23 protein-coding genes are annotated in these 21,501 nt (G+C 59.0%); 11 read left to right on the top strand and 12 right to left on the bottom strand.

Features of this window, described 5'->3' with window-relative positions; all coding sequences use genetic code 11:
• Window positions 1-22 precede the first annotated feature (22 nt).
• The 7 genes from IHQ71_RS29865 (at window position 23) to IHQ71_RS29895 (ending at window position 6,856) form a co-directional block, all read left to right on the top strand.
• Window positions 23-1,063 (top strand): substrate-binding domain-containing protein, encoded by a 1,041-nt coding sequence (locus tag IHQ71_RS29865; protein WP_258163115.1) that lies wholly within the window; start codon window positions 23-25, stop codon window positions 1,061-1,063.
• 63 nt (window positions 1,064-1,126) lie between these two features.
• Window positions 1,127-2,638: a sugar ABC transporter ATP-binding protein gene (locus IHQ71_RS29870; RefSeq protein WP_258163116.1), complete on the top strand. Its 1,512-nt coding sequence runs from the start codon at window positions 1,127-1,129 to the stop codon at window positions 2,636-2,638.
• A 17-nt stretch (window positions 2,639-2,655) separates the two neighbouring features.
• The gene (locus tag IHQ71_RS29875; protein ID WP_258163117.1) at window positions 2,656-3,630 is read left to right on the top strand and encodes an ABC transporter permease; all 975 of its coding nucleotides are present in this window, start codon (window positions 2,656-2,658) and stop codon (window positions 3,628-3,630) included.
• A complete protein-coding gene (locus IHQ71_RS29880) occupies window positions 3,627-4,499 on the top strand; it encodes a MurR/RpiR family transcriptional regulator (protein WP_258163118.1) in 873 nt (290 codons plus the stop codon). Before IHQ71_RS29875 ends, IHQ71_RS29880 begins: the two co-directional genes overlap by 4 nt.
• The gene (locus IHQ71_RS29885; RefSeq protein WP_258163119.1) at window positions 4,496-5,380 is read left to right on the top strand and encodes a ribokinase; all 885 of its coding nucleotides are present in this window, start codon (window positions 4,496-4,498) and stop codon (window positions 5,378-5,380) included. Before IHQ71_RS29880 ends, IHQ71_RS29885 begins: the two co-directional genes overlap by 4 nt.
• 52 nt (window positions 5,381-5,432) lie before the next feature.
• Entirely contained in the window at window positions 5,433-5,873 is a 441-nt protein-coding gene (locus IHQ71_RS29890; protein WP_258163120.1) for an RbsD/FucU family protein, read from the top strand.
• A gap of 542 nt (window positions 5,874-6,415) precedes the next feature.
• Window positions 6,416-6,856: a helix-turn-helix domain-containing protein gene (locus IHQ71_RS29895; protein ID WP_258163230.1), complete on the top strand. Its 441-nt coding sequence runs from the start codon at window positions 6,416-6,418 to the stop codon at window positions 6,854-6,856.
• A gap of 325 nt (window positions 6,857-7,181) precedes the next feature.
• Here IHQ71_RS29895 and IHQ71_RS31960 read toward each other — a convergent pair whose 3' ends face one another.
• Window positions 7,182-7,475: an EAL domain-containing protein gene (locus IHQ71_RS31960; protein WP_308737981.1), complete on the bottom strand. Its 294-nt coding sequence runs from the start codon at window positions 7,473-7,475 to the stop codon at window positions 7,182-7,184.
• Here IHQ71_RS31960 and IHQ71_RS29905 point away from each other — a divergent pair.
• Complete coding sequence (locus IHQ71_RS29905; protein WP_258163121.1) at window positions 7,427-7,879, top strand: hypothetical protein; 453 nt, start codon at window positions 7,427-7,429, stop codon at window positions 7,877-7,879. The two genes, IHQ71_RS31960 and IHQ71_RS29905, sit on opposite strands and share 49 nt — an antisense overlap.
• 201 nt (window positions 7,880-8,080) lie before the next feature.
• On the opposite strand, the gene IHQ71_RS29910 is transcribed toward IHQ71_RS29905, so the two are convergent.
• Both IHQ71_RS29910 and IHQ71_RS29915 read right to left on the bottom strand, forming a co-directional pair.
• Complete coding sequence (locus tag IHQ71_RS29910) at window positions 8,081-9,151, bottom strand: hypothetical protein (protein ID WP_258163122.1); 1,071 nt, start codon at window positions 9,149-9,151, stop codon at window positions 8,081-8,083.
• A 2-nt stretch (window positions 9,152-9,153) separates the two neighbouring features.
• Window positions 9,154-10,176, bottom strand: a complete 1,023-nt coding sequence (locus tag IHQ71_RS29915) for a hypothetical protein (RefSeq protein ID WP_258163123.1) — start codon at window positions 10,174-10,176, stop codon at window positions 9,154-9,156.
• Window positions 10,177-10,518: 342 nt separating this feature from the next.
• On the opposite strand from IHQ71_RS29915, the gene IHQ71_RS29920 reads away from it, so the two are divergent.
• Both IHQ71_RS29920 and IHQ71_RS29925 read left to right on the top strand, forming a co-directional pair.
• The gene (locus IHQ71_RS29920) at window positions 10,519-10,812 is read left to right on the top strand and encodes a WGR domain-containing protein (RefSeq protein ID WP_258163124.1); all 294 of its coding nucleotides are present in this window, start codon (window positions 10,519-10,521) and stop codon (window positions 10,810-10,812) included.
• Window positions 10,813-11,430: 618 nt separating this feature from the next.
• Window positions 11,431-12,660 (top strand): Fic family protein, encoded by a 1,230-nt coding sequence (locus IHQ71_RS29925; RefSeq protein ID WP_258163125.1) that lies wholly within the window; start codon window positions 11,431-11,433, stop codon window positions 12,658-12,660.
• Window positions 12,661-13,070: 410 nt separating this feature from the next.
• On the opposite strand, the gene IHQ71_RS29930 is transcribed toward IHQ71_RS29925, so the two are convergent.
• From IHQ71_RS29930 to IHQ71_RS29970, 9 genes are all read right to left on the bottom strand, one after another.
• On the bottom strand, window positions 13,071-13,415 hold the full coding sequence (locus IHQ71_RS29930) for a hypothetical protein (RefSeq protein WP_258163126.1): 345 nt from the start codon (window positions 13,413-13,415) through the stop codon (window positions 13,071-13,073).
• A 604-nt stretch (window positions 13,416-14,019) separates the two neighbouring features.
• Window positions 14,020-14,772 carry an ATP-dependent Zn protease gene (locus IHQ71_RS29935; RefSeq protein ID WP_258163127.1) on the bottom strand — a complete coding sequence of 251 codons (753 nt, stop codon included), beginning with the start codon at window positions 14,770-14,772 and terminating at the stop codon, window positions 14,020-14,022.
• Window positions 14,769-15,668 (bottom strand): ATP-binding protein, encoded by a 900-nt coding sequence (locus IHQ71_RS29940; protein ID WP_258163128.1) that lies wholly within the window; start codon window positions 15,666-15,668, stop codon window positions 14,769-14,771. The genes IHQ71_RS29935 and IHQ71_RS29940 overlap by 4 nt, the downstream gene beginning before the upstream one ends.
• Window positions 15,635-16,675 carry a hypothetical protein gene (locus IHQ71_RS29945; protein ID WP_258163129.1) on the bottom strand — a complete coding sequence of 347 codons (1,041 nt, stop codon included), beginning with the start codon at window positions 16,673-16,675 and terminating at the stop codon, window positions 15,635-15,637. The genes IHQ71_RS29940 and IHQ71_RS29945 overlap by 34 nt, the downstream gene beginning before the upstream one ends.
• A gap of 1 nt (window position 16,676) precedes the next feature.
• On the bottom strand, window positions 16,677-17,123 hold the full coding sequence (locus IHQ71_RS29950) for a hypothetical protein (protein WP_258163130.1): 447 nt from the start codon (window positions 17,121-17,123) through the stop codon (window positions 16,677-16,679).
• An 89-nt stretch (window positions 17,124-17,212) separates the two neighbouring features.
• Window positions 17,213-18,211, bottom strand: a complete 999-nt coding sequence (locus IHQ71_RS29955; RefSeq protein WP_258163131.1) for a hypothetical protein — start codon at window positions 18,209-18,211, stop codon at window positions 17,213-17,215.
• 477 nt (window positions 18,212-18,688) lie between these two features.
• Window positions 18,689-19,837: a hypothetical protein gene (locus IHQ71_RS29960; protein ID WP_258163132.1), complete on the bottom strand. Its 1,149-nt coding sequence runs from the start codon at window positions 19,835-19,837 to the stop codon at window positions 18,689-18,691.
• On the bottom strand, window positions 19,834-20,037 hold the full coding sequence (locus tag IHQ71_RS29965) for a hypothetical protein (RefSeq protein ID WP_258163133.1): 204 nt from the start codon (window positions 20,035-20,037) through the stop codon (window positions 19,834-19,836). Before IHQ71_RS29965 ends, IHQ71_RS29960 begins: the two co-directional genes overlap by 4 nt.
• Complete coding sequence (locus IHQ71_RS29970) at window positions 20,030-20,329, bottom strand: hypothetical protein (protein WP_258163134.1); 300 nt, start codon at window positions 20,327-20,329, stop codon at window positions 20,030-20,032. The genes IHQ71_RS29965 and IHQ71_RS29970 overlap by 8 nt, the downstream gene beginning before the upstream one ends.
• Window positions 20,330-20,519: 190 nt before the next feature.
• Between IHQ71_RS29970 and IHQ71_RS29975 the strand changes: the two genes are divergently transcribed.
• Window positions 20,520-21,146, top strand: a complete 627-nt coding sequence (locus IHQ71_RS29975; RefSeq protein ID WP_258163135.1) for an ImuA family protein — start codon at window positions 20,520-20,522, stop codon at window positions 21,144-21,146.
• Window positions 21,147-21,501 lie beyond the last annotated feature (355 nt).

Here is a 21,501-nt window from a genome sequence, read left to right on the forward strand (position 1 = left end):
CAAAACCCTCCGGGAGGAAAATATGAAGAGATTTTTTGCTGCGGCTCTCGCCGCAACCCTTTGTGCTGGCATCGCCACAGCCCAGGACCTCAAGCCGCTCAATTCCGATTCCGAGCCGGACCGCATGGATTGGTCCGATCTCGAAGCCAAGCTCGGCGCGCTGCCGAAGCTGCCGGATGGCCTCAAGGTCGGCGGCGTGTCCAAAACGCTCACCAATGAATACTGGCGCTCGCTAGGCGAGGGCTATCAGAAGTTCGCCGACAAGGTCGGCGTGACTGTGGCCTATCAGGCGGCCCAGAGCGAGGGCGACCAGCTCGGCCAGTTGACGATCGCCGAGGGCATGGTGACCCAGGGCTACAACGTCCTTCTTGTCTCCCCGCAGACCGACGCAAATCTCCAGCCGGTCATCGAACAGGCGAAGGCTGCCAATGTCCCTGTCGTCAACGTCAACGATGCGGTGATCCCCCAATCCGAACACTATGTCGGTAACGTCCAGCGCGACAACGGCGTGCGGGTCGCCAAGTGGTTCATCGAAAACCGTCCTGATGGCGGCAAGGTCGCGATCATCGAAGGTCAAGCCGGTGTCTATGCAGCCGTCCAGCGCACCGATGGCTTCAAGACCACGATCGAGGAAGGCGGCAAGTTCACCGTCGTCGCCAGCGTGCCGGGTAACTGGGATCGCCAGATGTCCTATGACGCCGCGACCAACATCCTTCAGCAGCATCCGGGCCTCGTCGGCTTCTATTGCAACAATGACGGCATGGCACTCGGCGTCGTCGAGGCGGTAAAGGCCGCGGGACTGAAAGACAAGGTCGTCGTCTTCGGCACCGACGGCATCTCCGACGCTTACAAGTCCATCGAGGCCGGCGAACTCACGGGCACGGTCGACAGCTTCCCGGTCCTGACGGGCGAGGTTGCGATGGAAGTCGCGCTGCGGCTCGTCTCCGGCCAGAAGCTGCCGCGCGTGGTCGCAACCCCGCAGGCCCTCATCACCAAGGACAACATCAAGGACTACCAGGGCGATGACGTCCGCTCGGTTCTGATGAAGGCTGCGGGAAAGTAAACCGCCTCCCAAGCAGGACGGCCGGCCCCGCCGGCCGTCCACACTCTCAAAGGTTGGACTTTCATGGCTACTTCCAGACTGGCGTTCGAAGGCATCTCCAAGGTTTTCCCGGGCGTCAGGGCATTGTCCGACGTTTCGTTCAACGTCGCGCCGGGCGAAATCCACGCTCTCCTTGGTGAAAATGGCGCGGGAAAGTCGACCCTGCTGCGCATACTCTCAGGCGTCTTTCGCCCTACCGAAGGGCAAGTGAAGGTCGACGGGATTGCCCACGACTTCAGCAAACCGGAAAGCGCCCGGCAGTCTGGGATCGCCATGATCCACCAGGAACTTCAGCAGGTGCCGCATCTCAGCGTGGCTCAGAACATGTTCCTCGGTCATTCCCTGACCCGGTTCGGAGGCATGATCGTCAATCGCCGGGAACAGGAACGGCGCGCCGCCGAGGCGCTTGCGATGATCGATCCGACCATCGATCCGTCGGTACCCATCTCGACCTTGAAGGTCGCCCAACGGCAGGTCGTCGAGATTGCCCGAGCCCTTCTCGACAAGGCGAAGATCATCGCCATGGACGAGCCGACGTCGAGCCTGACCCCGAGCGAATTCGAACGGCTCGCCGAAATCATCGAGCGGCTGGCCGCGAGCGGTGTCTCGATCATCTACGTGTCACACAAGATGGACGAGGTCTTCCGGGTCTGTCAGCGGGCCACGGTCATGCGCGACGGAAAGGTCGTTGGTGTCGGGGTCGATCTGAAGAAGACCTCATCCGAAGACGTCATCGCCATGATGGTCGGCCGCGAGTTGCTGACCGAGGTACACCACTCCCACATGACCGAGACCGTGAGTGTCGAGGTCCGCAACATTTCGACCCACCGCGTCCGCGATATATCGTTCGATCTCCACAAAGGCGAGGTCCTCGGTGTCGCAGGACTTGTCGGCTCGGGCCGCACCGAACTCCTGCGCGCGCTTTCCGGCGCTGACAAAATGATGAGCGGTACAGTCAAGGTCGACGGGAAGGTTTTGACGCTCTCCAACCCCCGCGCGGCCATCGCCGCCGGCATTGGTCTGCTTCCCGAGGAGCGCAAGCGCGAAGGCATCATTCCCGGCCGGTCCGTCAGTATCAACATGGCGCTGCCCTCGATGAACCGCTTCTCGAAGGGTGGCATCATCAATCACCGCAAGCTCAAGCGGACAGCGGAAGACCTTCTCAAGCGCGTCAACCTCAGGCCCTTCCAACTGGACCGGCAGATCAGGCTGTTCAGCGGTGGTAACCAGCAGAAGGCGATCATTGCGCGCTGGCTGGCGGCCGGTTCGCGCATCCTGCTGTTCGACGAACCGACGCGCGGCATCGATGTCGGCGCGAAATCCGAAATCTATCACTTGATCGAGGATCTCGCCCGCGAGGGACATTCGGTAGTCGTCGTCTCCTCCGAACTCCCCGAAGTGATGCGGGTCTCGGATCGTGTGCTTGTCATGCGTGACGGCGCCGTTGTCGCCGAACTTGGCCGCGAACAACTCTCCGAAGAAATCATCGTCTCCCACGCCGTTGGGAAGGCCGACAGCCGCCGTGGCGCGGCATGACCGACAGGAACACATCCATGACTGACACGACCCAGAATGCCGCGGTGCTTTCGTCCAAGCTGTTCGGATCGTTCTCGGTACGAGATGCGGGCACCTTGATCGGATTGATCGCCATCGTCGTCATCTTCGGATTGCTGGCACCCGACTTCCTCTCCCAGAGGAATCTGCTCAACATCCTGCAGCAATCGAGCATCAACGCCTGCCTGGCGCTCGGCATGACGCTGGTCATCATATCAGGTGGCATCGACCTCTCTGTCGGCCCGACCGCCGCGATATCAGCGGTAATCACGGCGACGATGCTTGTCGTCGGCGTCCCCGTTCCACTCGCCATCCTCGCAGGTCTCGCGATCGGAGCCATCTGCGGGCTCGTCAACGGCGTGCTCGTGGCCTATGCAGGTCTTCAACCCTTCATCGTCACACTGGGTACGCTCAGCACCTATCGCGCCATCGCGTTGATCTATACGGGCGGTAACCCAGTGCTAGGGATCCCGCCAGGTTTCCGGTCGCTGTTCAATGGGTCTCTTCTCGGCCTTCCCATTTCGGTCGTCATGGTCGCCGTGGTCGCTCTTCTGGCTTGGGTCCTTCTCAAGAAGACTCCGCTCGGCGAATATCTCCTGGCGGTCGGCGGCAATGAAGAAGCCGCCTATGTCGCCGGCGTTCCGATCGCCATCACCAAGATCACCGCCTATGTCATCTCCGGTGTCCTGGCGGCTCTCGCTTCGATGATCCTGATCGGCCGGCTCGGTGCTGCCGAACCCATCCTCGGCAATCTCTGGGAACTCGACGCGATCGCGGCTGCCGCGATCGGCGGTGCCTCCCTCATGGGTGGCAAGGGTAGCATCATCGGCACGATCCTCGGCGCGATCATCCTCGGCGCGATGCGCAACGGACTGACGCTGATGAACGTGCAGGCCTTCTATCAACTTCTGGCCACTGGTCTTATTATCCTTGTCGCGATGATGATCGATCGCGTCACAAGGGGACAAGGATGAATTCTGCAAATGATCCCAAGGCGGTGGGCCCGCGCATCCGGATGATGATGCCGCAGCTCACGCCTTTGGAAGCGCGTGTCGTGGAGACTGTGTTCGGGCTGAGAGATTTCTCGGAGGGCACCGCCCTCAAGGACCTGGCGGCGGAAGCCGGCGTGTCCGAGGCCATGGTGGTCAAGATCACCAAGAAGCTCGGCTTCAGCGGCTTCAGGGACTTCCGGTCGGCGGTCTCCAGCTACAACAGGCTGCCTTCGGCCGAGATGCATCAGGAACTGTCGGCTGAAGACAGTTCGAGGGAGATCATCCAGAAGGTCTTCCGGACGTCGATTAATGCGCTTGAGGAAACGCTGGCGATCCTGGATGTCGATGGCTTCGACCGCGCCGCCGACATGCTCGCCAAGGCTGGACAACGTGACTTTTACGGGGTTGGCGGCTCGGCGCAGATCGCGCGCGACGTCGCCCACAAGTTCCTGAGGATCGGTGTACGGGCCAATGTTCAGGACGACTCGCACATGATGCTGATGTCTGCATCGTTGCTGGGACCGGATGATATCGCGATCGGCTTCTCCCATTCGGGGAACACGACCGCTGTGATCGACGCCATCCAGCTTGCGCGGAAGTCGGGCGCGCGGACGATCGCCATCACCAACTATGGCGGATCACCGCTCGCGCAGATTGCCGACGTCGTCCTGTGTTCGACGGCACAAGGCTCGCCGTTGATGGGCGAGAACGCCGCGGCCCGGATCGCACAACTCAACATTCTCGACGCGCTCTTCATGGCCGTCGCGCAACGAAACTACCAGGCGGCGGAGAGAAATCTCGAAAAGACGATGTCCGCCGTGACATCCAAACGCAAGGACAGGTTTCCATGAATTCCGTATCGCCCTCAGTCATCGTCTTCGGCAGCCTGCACTACGACATCATGGTGCATGGCCCGGCACGTCCCCGGAAGGGTGAGACTGTGACAGGGGACAGCTGGCACCCCAAATGCGGCGGCAAGGGCGGCAACCAGGCGGTGTCGGCGGCGAAAACGGGGATGGCCACGTCGATGGTCGGCGCGGTCGCCGATGACGATTTCGGCCGTGCCCTCACCGACAACCTCGGGCAAAACAAGGTCGACCATCGCTTCGTCAAGAAAGTCAGTGGTGTTGGTAGCGGCATGAGTGTCGCGATCTTCGACAGTGAAGGCGACTATGGTGCAGTAATCGTCTCAGGCAGCAACCTGAGGCTTGGCCAGGCTGATGTGGAGGCTGCTTCCGAAGCGTTCGTCAACGGAGCGGTGTTGGTCCTGCAAAATGAAGTGCCTGATCACGCCAACGTCTCCGCAGCCAGGGCGATGAAGGCTGTCGGAGGAAAAGTGGTTCTCAACGCCGCGCCCGCGCGGCCACTCTCCGACGATCTTGAACAGTTGGTCGATGTCCTGGTCGTCAACGCCATCGAGGCCGAGCAATTGGCCGAGCTTCCGGTTGTCGACACGCTCGAGGGCGCTGCGAACGCAGCGAAATTGCTGGCAACGACATTCCCGATCGTGGTCGTAACGGTGGGCGGGGACGGCGTCGCCTGCGCGACGCGCGACGGCGACGCGTTCTCGATCGAGGCGGTGAAGGTGGAACTCGTCAGCACGCATGGAGCTGGCGATGAGTTCACGGGCGTCCTCGCCTCGGAGCTCTCTCGGGGCCGTGCAATCCGCGCCGCCATTGAGTCCGCAAACCGTGCCGCGGCGGTTCTGGTGAGCACACCGCGCGCAAGCTGAATTCTTCTCGGCAACAAATGCTTCGAGCCAGGAAATTTTGGGGGAGTGTCGAATGCTGATTGGTATCGATCCGCTTATTCACGCAGAACTGATCTATGCCCTTATGCTGATGGGTCACGGCGACGAGCTGGTGATCTGCGACATCAATCATCCGGCCCAGACAATCGCCAAACACACGACCTATGGCAAGCTCATCGACGTATCCGGATGCGGCATTCCCCGAGCCCTGGAAGCCATCCTGGCGCTGTTCCCGCTGGACACATTCGTCGAGGCGCCGGTGAAGCGGATGAAGGTGGTCGACGATCCCGACAAGCAGATGCCGATCTTCGACGCCGTTCAAAGCGTCGTCGATTTCGAGCACGGCAGTCCCGTGTCCATCGAACCATTGGAACGCTTCGCATTCTACGATGCCGCCAAGAAGTCGTTCGCCATCATCAGGACGTCGGACCCTGGACCATATGGCTGCTTCATTCTCAAGAAGGGCGTCGTTTGACAGGTCGAGCCCTGTCGCTAAGGCTTGCACAGCATTGGCGCGCATCAGCTTGTCACGCATCGTGGACAGCCCAGAACTATCGGCTCTCAGGCTGAAAACAGGCGTGGATGGCGCGTCTGCTGGCCGTTCAGGTTTCGTTTCACCGGGGGCTACCTTCGACACGCGTTTCGTCGCACCCCATGAGCGGATCGATTACTGGGAGCAGCAATGTTCCGAAAAGGTAGTCGGGCTGCGATGTTCCTGTCTTTCGGCAAGCGGGCTCGAAAGGCGAGATATCATTATTTCGACTTCGGCCGAATCAAGATGATCGACATTGCCGGTGGCGAGCATCTCATCGAGCGGACACCTTTCCTGCTGCGCCAGCACGAAAAGGATAGTGCCTTTCTGACCATGATTGTTTCCGAGCACTGCGCGACAGGTGATGTTCGAGATATCGGGAGAAGATTTTCGAGCGCGGTTCGGAAACTGGAGCCTGCGGGGAGACGATCCATTTCGCCGGCGCGTCTAACCCGGCGCGGATCGTTCCTACGGCGTTGCAGAACGTGTTCCGGACGGCCCAGGCGGCCAGTTGGGAGACACAAAATCTCAATGCGACGATCGAAAGCCAGTTCTGGGATGTCATGGATGCCGCGCATTCCCTCGTCAATGGCAGCACGCTTTCAACTTACCATGCCCAGATGCTGCAACGCGTCCGCAGGCATATCGCCGAGAATCTCGGCGATCCCGACCTCTGTCCCTCCGCGATAGCCGATGCGACGGGTATCGGCCTGCGGCAACTGAACCGACTGTTCCAGGCCGAACCGCTCTCGCTCATGGAGCATATTCAGAGCAAACGCCTGGAGGGGGCCCGGCTGGACCTTCTACGGCGCAACCAATTCGGCGACAGCGTTTCTGAAATATCCTATCGGTGGGGCTTCAAGAGCCTGTCGCATTTTTCCCGTAAGTTCCGCGGACGGTTCGGGGTGAGCCCCTCGCAGTTTTGAAGATGATTATGAGAGTCCTGGATCGCCTGCGGTGAATTGAGTGGGACGATTCTTGATAGGCCAAGTTCCGACAGCAAAGACCCGTCGTGTTGGAAATTTCAAGTCTGAGCTGATCTCATTTTACCCAGTCGTCATGGATGGTAGCACAACGGATTTCGTATGTTATCTTGCGATAATATATGACCAATTCCGACTCTAAAGGTCACAGGTTCGAACCCTGTCAAAAAGGGTAGGTGCGGAATATCAATAGCCCGGCTGCTGCTAACGCCGCCGGACAGAACCCCAGCTCGCTCTACCCGTGTCATCGACCGTGCGGGCACAGTGGTCAATGCCACTGCGTGAAAGGGAAGGCCTCGGCATTCACGGGCTTGCTATACAAATAGCCTTGCGCATGTTCGCATCGTAAAAGTTTAAGCAATTGAGCCTCCTCCTTAGTCTCAACGCCTTCCGCGACCACCTTCAAGTCGAGTCCATGGGCCAGTTGGATAATATTGTTCACCAACGTCATGTAATGGATCTCTGTCATCATTTTCTTCACAAAGGACCGGTCGATCTTCAGTACATGCGCCGATGCAGGACCTGGTTCAGGATCGATCGCTCGGACAGATACTGCGCGCATTTCATGACGCCAGCCGACCGACGGGCATTATTTGCCATGGCCCAGTGGCGCTTTTGTCCACGCTACCCGACCCCCACGCTTATCGTCTCGCGCTCGGTGCGAACGACGGCACTCAGCTGCAATCGCTCAGCCAAGGTTGGCCTTATGCCGGTTATCGTCTGACAGCGTTCTCTGCCGCTGAGGAAAAGCAGGTCGAAGGTGATGTGCAACTGGGCGGCTATGTCGTGTTCTACCCTGATGAGGCGCTGGCCTCGGCGGGGGCAATTGTGCAGAACGCGTCGGCACCCTGGACCAGCAACGTCGTGGTCGATCGCGAACTGATCACCGGCCAACAACCGATGTCCGACGCGGCGTTCGGCACAGCCTTTGTCCAGGCCTTGAACACGCAGATCGCCCAGAAGTAATAGCGCGGCGGGCAAAGATCCGGCGGCTACCGCGAAGATCGTTGCCTGCCCGCGTCCGCGTTGGCCAGTCGTTATGCTCGGGACTCCCGAAATGACGATACGAAACCACTTATGCGGGAAAGTCCATAATTAGTCTTACGCCGCACACGTTTCTCGCCGGCAGCTGCTCGCGAGCACGCGGTCGCGTAGAAGGTAACCAGCTTAGCCTATGCCCATGGCGCGAGGACCAAACGACATTTCCACAGGCGCACCATCCAATTCTTCGATCAGGATATCAGCCCTGTCTGCGACATGACGAAACCTGTGGAGCTCAAAATAGGGATCATGCCGTAAAGTGTCTACCGCTGACAGCACGACGTCCGTGCCATTCGGGTTCGTCCAAATCTGGGTGGATCGCACGGCGCGATCGATTTCCAAGAGCGCTGACTGATGGGCTGGTGTCAATCCGGCGGCGAATTTGACGGCGGCAGTCGAAAGTTTCCAGCTAAGGAGACGCGATACTTCTTCGCCCCACATTCCAAATCGACGGTAGATAAAGTTGACGCTAAAGGTCCCCGGATCGTTGTCCATCCAGACGATCTTGAAATCCCGTCTGAGCCTTGTGCCTTCAAAATATCGCCGGAGCCATGCCGCCATCGGCTTCACGGCATCGACTTCTCGAAGACTGTAGACCGCATAGGTTTCGTGCGAGCACCAATCTCGATCCACGAAGAGGCTGCAACAGGACCGATAGTCCTCGAGAGCGAGTTCGACGAACGGCTCGTCGCATGGCCGAAACAGGCGTCCGTCGATTAGAACCGGGGGCTTTAGGTAATCCTGCCAGTTGTCGGCCTGGGCCTTAGCGAGAGCCTCGTCGATATCTCTCAATCTCATTCGTCGCAGATTCGAGAGGGGCTTGCCTGGCAAACTGTTCCATTTTTCAGAGAGGCTCTCTAAACTCTCTCCCAGAGATTCAAACACTTCTCGGAACATGGTGTGGACGCTGCCGTCCAGAAACAGGTTCGACGCAGCATGGCGTTCGAAGGGGACGCTGCGCGCATTCAAATCGGCGCCCGCGATCTCCAGAAGGAACTGATTTTCCAGCTTCCGTACCTCAAGGGGCTGTTGTTCCCCGGTTAAAACTAAGCGTGCCACAAGGCGCGTGTCGTCTTTGTCGGCTTCATAGCAGACGAGTGAATCCTCGAAATGGCCCACCATAACCTTCCGCTCGTTGGCAGCCGGCGGGACGGCGATCGTCGCGACAGGGATTTGAACGCGCAAGGTGAGTGCCATGTTTACGCCTGCTCCGCAGATTTAAGTTGCTCTCTCAGGGCGTCCGTCACCACATCGAACTGTCGCCACGAAGCAATAAGGGATGTCAGGCCAGATCCAATCTCACCTGATAGAAAGGCGCGCACCGACGGCCCCACATACTCGGGATCCAGGAACCCGTCATCCAGCCCTTGAAGGGAAGTTGCGCACATCCTGAGCCATGCCTTGTCCTTGTCGTCAAACGAGGCGAGGGTGCCGGCAGCCCCGCGCTTCTCAGCCAACAAGTGCTGGTCGTAGTTGTCTGCGAATTCTCGAAGAAAAGCAGCCTGCTGATATTTGACGTCCGGAGGCCCGAACGACGTTCGATCGAGCATATCGAGTTCAAACTCCACCGGGTTGTGAACCTCTTTGATGCCTAGCCGATCAATGAGGTCCTGCGCCCGATCCCAGTCCCGGAGTGAGTAGACCATGACCGTGTCCTCGAAGGTGAACTCCACATCGATGATTTCGGCAACGGGCGTCGGGTTCGAGCGCCTGACGATCGCGACCGGCTCCGGCACCGCCTCATAGATTTCACCGGCGATGATGCGGTGGTTCGCCATGTGGAGATCGATGACCTCGTTCTGAAGGCTTAAAGACGGATCGTTGTCCTGAAGCTTCTTGTCCCGCTTCGAAGGCTTTGGAAGACGCCAGCGGGGTGTAGGATCGACTGGCTGTTCGTCGTTCAGGTCGCTATGAATTCCGCCGAGTTCGAGACACAGATCGCGAAAATCAAAGAGGTCCTCCCTCCACATTCTGGAGATCGTCAGGTTGAGATTGTCCAGCGGATCTGAGATTCGACGCCAGAACATGCCGGTGGCATGCTCGCGCCGGATGAAATGCTCAAACTCATCGTCCGTCCACGAAACCGCAAGCGGTGCGTCGGCGTCACTGAGGACCTCCATTTCCACGCACCTCGTGTTCGTAGTGAGGTGGCCGACCACGGCTTTGGCTTGATTGTCGAACAAGCTTTTGAAGATTGGAGTAGGCAGCTGAATGCTAGGCATGATTTCGAATCCGGAACGCGTCAACCATCAGAGGTATTCCTCACCTCTTCACTCAGCTAACCGCCAAATTGTAGAATTCAAGTTTAAAGCCAAAATAATTTTCAGAAATCTTCAAAGCGAGATGTCCAATATGAAAGAATGGTGATTTCCATCAATACTTGACCAAATCTTCGATAGTATTTGAATCAAATTCAATGTTCGATCGGGCAATCACTGGGTCGGCCGACTTCCGCCGCCCGTCGAACACCTCGCCATCATTCATCAAGCTTATGAATCGGTCGAGTGGGTTCGATTCAAAACTGCAATTGGACCCGGGCAGCTTGTCTTGAGATAGTCCGTCTCATGAAACATCTGCCGCAAATCGTCGAACTCGAACGCCGCGACCCACGTCGAAACATGTGTCGCTTCTACCGGCTAGAACTGGAGCGCGATCTATTGGGCGCGGTTCTCGCGCTCCGGAGTTGGGGCCGTATCGGGACTTGTGGCCAGACGAAGGTCCTCGCATTCTCCACCGACGGCGAGGCACAGGCGGAGTTGCTTCGATGGGAGAGACAGAAACGCCGGCGTGGCTATGTCGATCGCCGGCCGTACAGCCTGCGGTTCGATGCTCAGAACGCGGAAATTATTTCCGCGTAGCAAGCTAGTGACCTTTGGCGCCCTCACTGGACTGCGGCCGGAATCTACGGGCGTCAAAGATGGATGCAGAGGTTGCCGATCCGATCGAAGCGTCCTCGCCCGACCGCAGCACCATCTCGGCGTAAGACCGCGCCGCATCCTTGGCCTTCTCCAGGCTCTGGGAACTCCTGGAGGGCTCACCGCGCAGAACCTGCAACTGCCCTCGCTTTCGACGCAATGTAACGCCATCATTTCGCGCCCTCTGTTGAGCCACTGGATGCTCCTTTGTTCGGAGATATGCAGTAAATGCCCAGCGGAGCCTGAGATAAGACAAAGGTCGTTTGATCGCCGAAGAGGAAGAGCGAGCGGAAAGCATCTCTTCATACTCTCCCTTGGCTTGAGTAAGCTCGCGCCGACCTTGCGGTCAAATTTCACGAGATCGGAAGCAATTATCGGAAATTTCGCACGAAATCTTTCCTAACTATCTATTCTTGAAAACGTTTTTCTATGGCGTAGATCGGAAAAATCCGCAATGCGGGCTGAGGCAAGATCGGAAGCGATGATCGGAAATTTCATTGAAAGAATCGCATTAACCGACTATGTTTAAAAATCTTTTTTGGACTTTGAGATCGGAAATTTATGGAAGAAGTGCCTACACGCATAGAGCCTTGCTTCTTTGAGGATAGCATCCCACAATCCCTTGCCGACCTTGTGGTTGACATTCGAGAGGCGGCGTCAGGATTGGGGCTTGGGTTGAACGATGACGCGGCGATGGAATTGGCCGACATGGTTCGGGTCATGAACTGCTATTACTCAAATCTGATCGAAGGACACAACACCAGGCCAAAGGATATCGAGAACGCCTTGGCGGGCGCAGAACTCGAAGACGCTACGCGCCCGCTTGCGTTGGAAGCGAAGGCACACGTCATCGTCCAGCGCGAGATCGATGGACTGCATTTGGCTAGGGAGCTACCTGTTCCGACGGACGTTGACTTTATCTCGTGGGTCCACCGGAGGTTCTACGAGGAGATGCCGGATGAATTCAAAATCCTGGAGCACCCCGGCGGATATACCATCCCGATCATCCCGGGAGAATTCAGGACCGACAACGGCCAAGATGTCGTGGTCGGCCGACATCATCCGCCTTCATCAACCCGCGTCGCCGCATTCATGGATCATTTCTCATGGAGATACAGGCAGGCACGTTCCGGAGCCACCAATAGGATAATCGCGATCGCGGCGGCTCATCATCGGTTAAATTACATTCACCCCTTTCCCGACGGGAACGGCCGGGTCAGCCGCCTGATGTCACACGCGATGGCGTTGGACGCGGGCATTGGAGGAAAGGGTTTGTGGTCGATTTCCCGTGGACTCGCACGCGGCCGGGAGGACAAAGGCGAATATAAGAGAATGATGGATTATGCGGACCAGCCGCGCATGGGAGACCGTGATGGCAGAGGAAACCTGTCTGCCAAGGCGCTGACCGATTACTGTGAGTGGTTTCTGGAGGTGGCGCTTGATCAGATCAGGTTCTCTTCTGCTCTATTCGCTTTGAATACTCTGGAAAGCCGCTACCGAAAACTCGTGACAGATGTGATCGACGATAAGCGCGCCCCGGACGTAGTTTCCGCTGTGTTGCGGCACGGCGAAATGGAGCGTGGAGAAATCAATCTGGTGACCAAAACGAGTGACCGTACGGCGCGCAAAACGGTGCAAGACCTTGTGCACGCGGGCTTTCTCAAGTCGAGATCGGCGAAAACTCCCGTCCGCATCGCATTCCCGCTCGACTACCGGGAGAGGCTATTCCCAAACCTTTTTGCTGATGCCGAATTCGAGGTTCCACCCCCTCGGTCCCGCAGGATGCGATAGCGGCGGCAGCGGTTACGGCATTTCCGGGATCGTGACCTGGCATCGACACCGGCAGTTCCGCGTCAACTAATCGACGCACCGTTACGAGATTAGGATTGCATCAATTAGTTGACGCAGAAGCCTGTGGCATTTGCTACATAATTCCGCATTTGTTCGCCTTCGGGGTCTTTCCCGTTCTGCTGAGGTCTTGCTGAGCCGCCATTGATGGGCGGGAAAATGCGATTCATAAGACGAAAGATCTGATTCCAGTGCAAACGCCGTTATAAGGAGTAATGGGGGGAGATAGCGGGTAATTGATAACGCCGTTTGCAACGGCTTTGGTTCGGAAGACGGTGAAAGGTCCAGACATCGAGCAACGAACCAGGGGTGGCGGACATCCATGGGCGGCGTCGATGAGATCGAGCATCGACCTAGAAGTTGAGGTCCTCGGGTGGCTGATTGCGCTTCAGATGTCTCTTGATCCGAAACGGCGGCGTATCCGTACGGTACTCGACATAGAGCCGCTCGATCTCGTCGCCACAGGCCTGCGCATCGAAGCCTTGAGCCACCAAGAGATCGGTCAGCTCATCCCGCGCATCACTTAGCCATTCTCGCGCCTCCGGGTCCCTGCGCCAGGCGTTGCTGATCATCCACCAGAGGGTCATACGCGCGACGTCGTCGCGGCTTGGCTTGGCGGCCTCCCGGTCCTTGTCCCGCTGCTCCTTCTGACGTTCCGCTTGCTCGGCCAGTCGCTGCTCCTGAGATTTTCTGCCCATCCCTACTCCTGTCATCGTTTGCAGTCATGTCACGACAGCTGACCAAACCGCGAAGCGCAAACGTCGTTATCTAATGAATCGCCATTCGTCTTGTAGGTAACTCGAATCCAATGTCAGGAATCGCGGTTTCCCAGTTCAAAATCGGATCATGGTAAATTGACTTGAGGTGCAAGCAAATCGACGTGACCTGCCCGTACGCCGGGCAAACCTTGGGTCCTGCATGGCATTCACCCCAGCGAACGCGTTGACTTCGCAGCCGGCTGAAAGCCATTGGCATGGCACTCCGGCAGGGTTGCGTCCGCTCAGCGTGATCCATCATCGGCGGGTGATTTCAAGTTGGCTCTCGCGCCTCCCAAATCTAGCCCAACAGGCTCTGGGTGGCCGCCTTCCCCGCCGTGGCCAAGACCAAGAATCGCGAATTCGCAGCAGGTAACGCCGAAGCCGGGCTATGAATCGCGTCTCTGAAACCATGAATCGTATCATGGTAAATTGACTTGCATTGTCGGCAAATCAGGGCGCCTTGCCAGCACATCCTCTCGATGTAAGCCGATTTGCCGCCACATCGAGACAAGGTGCAGGCACCCTGCCCTGACTTGCTCATAAACTATCTGTCTGACGCGGAATTTTCGATCTCCCGCCGGACCTCGTCTCCGCCGATGATGGTGCGCTCGACGAGGAGGCCAGCCAACCGCGACAGCAAGGTCAGATGCCGACGAAGCTCGGCCTCGACCTCCTTTGCCGCGCGCGTCAACCGCGCATCGACCCGTCGTGCCAGCAATGGCTGATAGAGCAGTGCCTCGCCGGGGTTTGCGGGCGGCCGATAGACGAGCGGCATGTCTTCTCCGAGTCCGCAAGCAGTTTCAAGCTCGACCGCGAGCCGAGTCGCGCGTCCGAGATCGCTTTCCTCCACGCCGCCGGAGCCGATCATCGTGCTGCCGATGACCAGTTGCTCGGCCGCGCGGCCCGCAAGCAGGCAGGAGATCATTCCCATGATCCCGACCTCGTCCTGGACCCGCTCGGTGTGCATCGTCACGCGCGTCCGACCCCCAGTTTCGCCACCGATCTGCACGCTCTCGACTTGTCCAATGCCGAACAGTTCGTAGGCTAGCGCATGACCGATCTCGTGGATGGCAATCGGCAACATGAGCTGGGCAGGAGGTGCTGGTCGGACTCCACGCAAGGCCTCCGCCAGGTTGTCCCAAGTCATCGGCTCCCTTCCGCGGCGGCAACGCCCCCGGACCTCCCTGACGAGCCGCTCGATATCGGCCCCGGTCAGACCGTCGGCGAGCAGCGCCAGCGCTGAGAGATCGTCGTCGCGAGCTTGTCCGCGACCATTATGGTGTTGTCCGATGGTCATGCCTGTGGCCCCTGCTTTTTGTGGTGGACTGGCTTGGCTCCTGCCATGGCGGCGGGTGTGATCTTGGCCCAGGCCGCGTTCTCCTCCGTCGCGCCCGCTGACGTTGCAGGACGGGTCGCGAGAACGGTCGTGACATCGCTGCCAAGATGGTGCCTCAAGATGCCGGTCAACGCCTCCCGGTCCGGCGGTGGAATGACGATGTGACGCTCGAGACGTCCTGAGCGCAGCAGCGCAGGATCGATCTTTTCCGGCGAGTTCGTCGCCGCGACAATGATCACGCCGTCCGTCTTCGAAGCGCCGTCGAGGAGCTCCAGCATGCGGTTGACGATCGAGTTCCAATAGTCCCCAAAATCTCGCGATGAGCTCGATCGACGACCGATGTTGTCGGCTTCATCGATGAACAGAACGCAAGGGGCAGCTGCTTTTGCCGCCTCGAATGTGCCTGCCATCGAACTGAGCACATCGCCAAGATAGCTGGACTCCAGCCATCGGCCTACGGAGGTGGCAAGCAAGGGAAGTTGAAGGGTATTGCAGAGCGCCCTCGCGAAGGTCGTTTTCCCAGTTCCGGGGGGACCGGACAACAGTAGCCTGGTGCTCATGTCCGACCACGCAACATCACCCTTCGACCAAAGCGGCAGATCGGTACGGAGGTCTAATGCCCAGTCTTTCGCCAGGCCATAGCCGGAAAGAGTCTCAACGCGAAGGACGGCAACATCAGATGCCGATGTACCCTCCCCTTCTCTCGCCGCAACGGTTTCGATGCGCTCGAAGCTTGGACCCGCAGCCTTCTTGCCCCCGCCAGTCTTTGACTTGGATTTCGTCTCGCCGGCCTTGTCCTCTTCGTCCTGCTTCTCCTCGCGCTTTAGCTGGCCGAGTGTTTGCAACACGGCAAGCATCTGAGGCGTGGTCCTGCCGGGCGGGTCAGGTCATCGAGACCAACTCTCGCAAGATTGATAGCGGACGACTTGATGACCTCCCAGGCATCCGAAGGCTGAACTCCGCAGCAGAGGTCCATAAGCTCGATCAGCACGGCGTCGTCGATGCCCGAGCCACGGATGACGAGATCGGTGCCGGCCGCCATCGGATGTAGTTCGGCGTCGGTTTCATCGATGATCACCGTAGGGAGCCTTGGCGACATGGCTGCAAGCGTAAGCGACTTAGAAATGAAGGACGCAGACTTCTCCGCCATCTCCGTTCCCGAGAATGTCGCGACGGAAAATTTGTGACGCCGTGAACTGCGCAGCGTTCCCTCGGGCAAGAACGACGTGAACCCTTCGATAGTGTTGATTTTCATGGGCAGGATTTTTCCACGCTCAAGTTGACGATCGAAATGTCGCTCGAATCTTGCCAGGGGAATTTTGACGACCATGAACGGGTTCGGTTGGCGCAGGACTGCGAGCAGCAGCTCGAGCCGCGGGATGGATTCGCCGACCGCACGGGCCAGCAACAATGCCAACGCCGCGTCGGCGACTGCGGGACGCGGCGCGAATTCCCTGATGAGTCTAAGGATGTCGAGATCGTCAGCGATCATGCCCTGCTCGGCGAGACGCTGACTGTCGCCGGGGGTTACGCTTGGCCCCTCCCCTGCCCTGTCGGACTCCGTATGAACCGAGCGCACTGTGTAGGGATCGATCCTGTCGGAAGGCACGACCAGCGCCGTGTTGCAGCCATGAGCACGAAGATGCCGGGCAACGATTGCGCGGTCCCGGCTGGGAGCGCCTGTCATGAGTTCGCGCGCCTTCGCGGTGGCCCGCCAAACGACACCTGAGTTTTCTTCTCCGTCGATGATGAATCTGCTCTCGAGCAGTCCCGCTTCCTCGGCCATGTCGTAAACTTCGGCGATGGCCTGACGACGCAGCCGATTGAGCAGGTAGCGCGAAATGCGATCGGTGATCGTGCCCATCTTATTCCCCTCCCCCGGCATCGCCGACGGCATCGGCTTCGCTCGTGAGGCCGGCGTGCAGCTCGACGTCACGCGCGGTCGACTCGGGCAAGGCGTGGCCGTCCAGCCAGCGGTCAAACATTTCGGCGGCGGGATCGCCTGCGGCAACGTGACGGTCGAGCAGACCCAGGACGAGCTTTGGAACAGCTTTGCGGCTTTTGCCGCGCCGATTGATCCACCTGAGCGCCGTCCCGATGACCCAGGCGGTGTCCGGCAGTGCCGAGAGCGGCGCCGGTGGGCGCGTGGCACAGATCGCGATCGCAAGTGCGACGCTGTCGTCCGTCGATGGCGTCAGCAGTCGTCCCGTTGTGCTCGGTGCAGGATTGGGGATTGCGCTCGCCGGATCGGTCGGAGCTGATCGGGGATCGCTCCGGAGGCGATCAAGGGGAAAGGAAATGATGTCAGCCATTGGAACCTCTCTCGGCCAGCGCAAATCGCCGGCACAGTTCAGTTGTCGGATTGATGGGATCAGGGTGGTACGCGTCGACGCGGTCCTCGTCAGTGGACGGGCGGCCTCGGCGCGATGCCGATCGCAGGTGTGCATGATTGGGCTTGCGGGTCTGTAATAGTCCCACCGCAGCCCTCTTCGCCGTCGTTGCCGGAACGCTGGCGACGGTCCCGTGGGTCGAGGTAATCGGAGCGCTCGCTAGCACTGCGCGACGCGATGCGCGTCGCCACGACCCGATCGAGCGCCTGTTCGAGGTTTGCTTCCACCCGCGTCGCGAAGGCAGACCGCAACCGATCAATCATTGCCGCGGCACCCGTGACGCCGACCAGATGATCGAGCGCGTCGAAGGCCCAGACGCCATGGTCGTAGTCGGTCCGCCGACCTGATGCTTCGAGAATAACGACACGCACCTCCCTGACCGAGAGCCGCTTGTGTTCTCGCCAAAGGATGTCCGCCGTGACCAAGGCTGCCGCCAGCATTCGCTGACGCAGCTCGACGATGCGGGCAGCCTCGAACGAGGCGAGGCTCCGCTTGACGTCGACGAGGTAGGCGATCTGCTTCTCGAGGTCGACGAGAATGATATCGACGGTATAGGTCCTGCGCGTCCGCTCGTTGGCCTCCATAGCGATATGGCTATAGAGGGCTGGGTCATTTTGCTCGATAAGTTCAAGCGCGGCGTCGCGGATCGGCAACCTAATCTGGGTCAGAATTTTCAGCGCCGGATTGCTCGCTGCAATGACGGCGATCGCCTTCTCCAGCAATCGCCCCTCGGCGACCGCCTTGGCGTTTGCAAGGCTGGCAAGCCCGGCCGTGCCGGTGGACAGCATCTCGACGAATGTCTCGATCGACAGAGTTCGGGCGATCTCGTCGTTCAGCAGAACGCAAAGCGCTTGGTCGAGAGGGGTGCTGGTGAGCTTCGCTTCAGAAACGGCGCTTGGCCGATCGTCAGCTGAGAATGGTGGCTTCATGGATTTTCTCCTGTCGGCAATGACGGACAGGCTGCGATCGGCGTCGGACGCGGATTGAGTTCCGCGCAGCGCGACGATCAACGTTCATGGCAAGAGTGCACTCGCACTCGCGCCAAAGGCAGCCAATCGATCGGTGGGATGCTTAGACGTCAGCGAGATCGCCAGGGCGATCGGCGTTGGCGAATTCGACGGGAGATGTGGAGAAGAGAGCTTCCAGGGGGGAAGCGAAGCAGCTAGTGCTGTCCATAGCCTGTGGTCCTTTGCGAGAAGGATTGCGGGTCAGGCCCTCGTCCGTGTTACCAGCACAGGCGGGGGCCGCGAATACGAGTAGGAAACATCCCTTGCTCGCATTCCTGGTATAGGGGGCTCGCGCCCGATCTGGCAAGCACAAAAAGAACGTTCCAGGAACGGCGCTGCGTTCATGGTTAACGCCCGACGCGGGAATAATGCTGCGTGACATGACGTGACAGTGCTTTTAAGCCGATCGCCACTCCATGCATGGGCAACAAAAAACGGCCCCGCGGAGCGGAGCTGTCATCTCAGAAATCGCCGATCGGATCAGAGTTTCGCGGTCAGAAACGCGGGAACCTTCACGCGCGGCGGAGTGATCGCGGCGAGTGGCGGAGCCTCGACCTCGATGCGCATCGGCTCCTTTTCGAAGTCGCCTTCGACGACAGGAACGTCGATTGGCTCATCAGCGTCGCGTGCTTGGAAGATTGCGGCGGCACGCTCCTCGGGATCGGGCTGTTCAGCTGATGCCGGTTCGACCGTATCGATGTCGATTGCTGGCTCAGCTTCAACGGCCGGCCCCACATTCGGCTGGTCCCCTGCTGCCTCTGCAACGACGGTCGTATCGACAACGATCTCATCGGTCGGGGTAGAGTTCTTGCCGTGGACAACAAACTCCAGGGTTGGCACGACCGTGTGGGTCAGCCAAGCCTCAAGCTCTGCCTTGGACGGCCAGCGCGTTTCGGTGCTCATCTGGTCGAGGAGCGCCTGGGCCCTGCCCCAGCCGGTCCGTGCTGCGATCGCATTGTTCGGCCCTTCCAGAGGGGCAGCGATGGAGCGGACCAGACGGTGGGATTCGCGGCTGTCTGAAACCAGCCGTGCCGTCAGGTCACCCTTGTTGAGCCGCTTGCCCTCACCCGCTGAACGCAACGCCTCGGCGACCACGCCCAGCATCGCCTTGCCAAGCCTGACCAGCTCGGCGGCGTCCGCCGTGAGCTTGGCGGCGGCGGCGCGGCGCATCCCGGCAATCCCACCTTGGTCGAGCGCGGCGGGTTTCTGCTTGGGCTTGATGCCCAGCGCATCGTCGACCAGACGGCGGACCGTTGCGACCGCGAGGCGTTCACCGCGGCCATGGGCCTCGAGCACGACTTCGACGATTGCCCGCGGCCCACGTGCCAAAACATAGAGAGCAGTCGGACCGATATCCGCGTCTACCAGCGACTGCCGGTCGTCCATCAGATGTCGCGCAACCGACATGTAGTTCCATGCGGTCCGGACCGCGAGCCCGATGCGCTTGAGGAACTTGGCCCAGGCCTTTTCCGGAACACTTTCCTGGAGCGGGATGAGGGCCGCCCCGATCGCAAAGATGTTGTCGCCATTCTTGCGGATCAACTTCCGCACTGCGTCCAACCGGGCGATCTGCTCATCAGTCGGTTCGAACGGTGTCGGCTTGATGCGCGGCTCTCGTACCAACTTCACCTTGGGCTCAGCCTTGGCCGTGGCTTTGCTTTTCTTGCTGGTGCCTTTTTCTTCGTCTTGGGTGTGGCCTTACCCTTCAACGGGCGCGTTCCCTTTGACTGCTTGACCTGCTCGGTCTCTACAGTCTCCTCAACCTGGGCGGCCGTGCGCCTGATGGCGGCGGCTTCGGTGGAAAGGATGGATTGGATGAGTTCAGTCATGGTATTCTCCTTGAGAGGTGATGTGAAAGTGTGATGCAGTATGAAGTGCATCACTGCAAGCATTATCGCCAAAAATTAAGATGAGCACAAATCCAGTTGAAAATGCGCCGACGAAAATAGATGTAAAACGTCTAGCAAGCGCCAAATTATCCAATAAACATCCTTGTAAGTATTTGATTTCTACCTGTTGAAAACTTTTTAAAAATGTTATAAACTTGACATTATTGCATTTTCGCGCTTTGTTGCTATGGCGAGCGGTGCTGCAGCACCAGATGCGATCACGGACGGCCAAGTGCGGCATCCGCTTGACGGCCCTTCAAAGACTGCACGACGTGGCCCACCTAAGCTTCCATCCTCAATGACTAAAGCGCCCTCTCCTGCCCTCCCGCCCGCACCACGGTTCAAGAGATCACTGGGCGGAGCTTGCGCGCGAGCTATTCGCTCGGCCGCCGCCTGCACTCCGCCTCGCGGGAATGCTTGAGGTGATGCAGCACCAGCGCCAATCAGACTTTGCGTCTCGTGTCCTCTTGTCGCCCATGTTTGCCCAGTTGGGCCTTGACGGCTCTCTGGGGCTTATCGAGCTGGTTGATGCGCTTCTGAATGCTTTGTCTCCGATGGCCAAGGGACGAGGACCGATATCGGGGCAATATTCGCGACTTGGCCGGCTCGTGCTACGGACGGAGAGCTCGGTTCCCGTGAGGTCATGGCCGTCGAAATGGAGAAGATCGAACGCGAAGAGCACTGACTCCGTTGATGAGCGCTTGCCGCCCGGTCGTGTGATCTATGTCGAGGCCGGCGATGAAAGGGCGTTGCCCGCCTGTATGGAGGAGGGGCTGCGGTCTGGCGCTGTCGTCGGCGAAGTCGCGCGGTTGCCAATGGCGATATCACGACGGCTTCAACTGGCTGCGGAGAGTTCCGGCACCACAGGCATTGTGATCCGGCGCTGGCGCCGTGGGCCCGAAGCGTCCGACTTCGGCCAGCCGACGGCTTCGGTCACGCGATGGCTGCTCGAACTTATTCGCTGTCGTGCCGGCGAAAGTGCAGATTTTGAAGTGGAAGCTCCCGATGCCAAGGGTCGTATCGCTCTACCTGCCGACATGGCCTACTGATTGCCTCAGACGAATATTGGGCGACGCTACGCCTCCGCCTGACGCGCCATTCGTTCTTGTCGCGCGACAGAAGAACCGTCGCGTCGTTAACTTCGGGAGGGCTGTTGTTCGTCTCTATTGTCTCAATAGGGCGCTGGAGCAGCTTTTCGGCCATCGGTGGGCCTAGTCAACCCACTTAGCCTCGCAAACCGCCCTCCCCTCCTCAGAAAACGGCTTGGTAACCGATTTTCAGAAGCGATCATCAAAGGTTAAAAGCCGTTAACTAAAAACTCGTTGCTCAGGAGCGGGAATCGGATAATAGTACCAGTTCAAAAGTGATTTTCGCCTTAAACTGATACTGGAAACAAATCTCTCC

Source organism: Rhizobium sp. TH2 (assembly GCF_024707525.1).
In the GTDB taxonomy this organism is placed as follows: Bacteria; Pseudomonadota; Alphaproteobacteria; order Rhizobiales; family Rhizobiaceae; genus Rhizobium_E.

What these genes read in the sequence shown, in the direction of transcription:
- IHQ71_RS29945 (WP_258163129.1), bottom strand. Translation starts at nt 16,675, where the DNA reads ATGGGCACGATCACCGATCGCATTTCGCGCTACCTGCTCAATCGGCTG.
- IHQ71_RS29910 (WP_258163122.1), bottom strand. Translation starts at nt 9,151, where the DNA reads ATGGCACTCACCTTGCGCGTTCAAATCCCTGTCGCGACGATCGCCGTC.
- IHQ71_RS29935 (WP_258163127.1), bottom strand. Translation starts at nt 14,772, where the DNA reads ATGACCATCGGACAACACCATAATGGTCGCGGACAAGCTCGCGACGAC.
- IHQ71_RS29870 (WP_258163116.1), top strand. Translation starts at nt 1,127, where the DNA reads ATGGCTACTTCCAGACTGGCGTTCGAAGGCATCTCCAAGGTTTTCCCG.
- IHQ71_RS29915 (WP_258163123.1), bottom strand. Translation starts at nt 10,176, where the DNA reads ATGCCTAGCATTCAGCTGCCTACTCCAATCTTCAAAAGCTTGTTCGAC.
- IHQ71_RS29920 (WP_258163124.1), top strand. Translation starts at nt 10,519, where the DNA reads ATGAAACATCTGCCGCAAATCGTCGAACTCGAACGCCGCGACCCACGT.
- IHQ71_RS29875 (WP_258163117.1), top strand. Translation starts at nt 2,656, where the DNA reads ATGACTGACACGACCCAGAATGCCGCGGTGCTTTCGTCCAAGCTGTTC.
- IHQ71_RS29880 (WP_258163118.1), top strand. Translation starts at nt 3,627, where the DNA reads ATGAATTCTGCAAATGATCCCAAGGCGGTGGGCCCGCGCATCCGGATG.
- IHQ71_RS29965 (WP_258163133.1), bottom strand. Translation starts at nt 20,037, where the DNA reads ATGACTGAACTCATCCAATCCATCCTTTCCACCGAAGCCGCCGCCATC.
- IHQ71_RS29940 (WP_258163128.1), bottom strand. Translation starts at nt 15,668, where the DNA reads ATGCTTGCCGTGTTGCAAACACTCGGCCAGCTAAAGCGCGAGGAGAAG.
- IHQ71_RS29905 (WP_258163121.1), top strand. Translation starts at nt 7,427, where the DNA reads ATGCAGGACCTGGTTCAGGATCGATCGCTCGGACAGATACTGCGCGCA.
- IHQ71_RS29865 (WP_258163115.1), top strand. Translation starts at nt 23, where the DNA reads ATGAAGAGATTTTTTGCTGCGGCTCTCGCCGCAACCCTTTGTGCTGGC.
- IHQ71_RS29950 (WP_258163130.1), bottom strand. Translation starts at nt 17,123, where the DNA reads ATGGCTGACATCATTTCCTTTCCCCTTGATCGCCTCCGGAGCGATCCC.
- IHQ71_RS29925 (WP_258163125.1), top strand. Translation starts at nt 11,431, where the DNA reads ATGGAAGAAGTGCCTACACGCATAGAGCCTTGCTTCTTTGAGGATAGC.
- IHQ71_RS29885 (WP_258163119.1), top strand. Translation starts at nt 4,496, where the DNA reads ATGAATTCCGTATCGCCCTCAGTCATCGTCTTCGGCAGCCTGCACTAC.
- IHQ71_RS31960 (WP_308737981.1), bottom strand. Translation starts at nt 7,475, where the DNA reads ATGCGCGCAGTATCTGTCCGAGCGATCGATCCTGAACCAGGTCCTGCA.
- IHQ71_RS29890 (WP_258163120.1), top strand. Translation starts at nt 5,433, where the DNA reads ATGCTGATTGGTATCGATCCGCTTATTCACGCAGAACTGATCTATGCC.
- IHQ71_RS29930 (WP_258163126.1), bottom strand. Translation starts at nt 13,415, where the DNA reads ATGGGCAGAAAATCTCAGGAGCAGCGACTGGCCGAGCAAGCGGAACGT.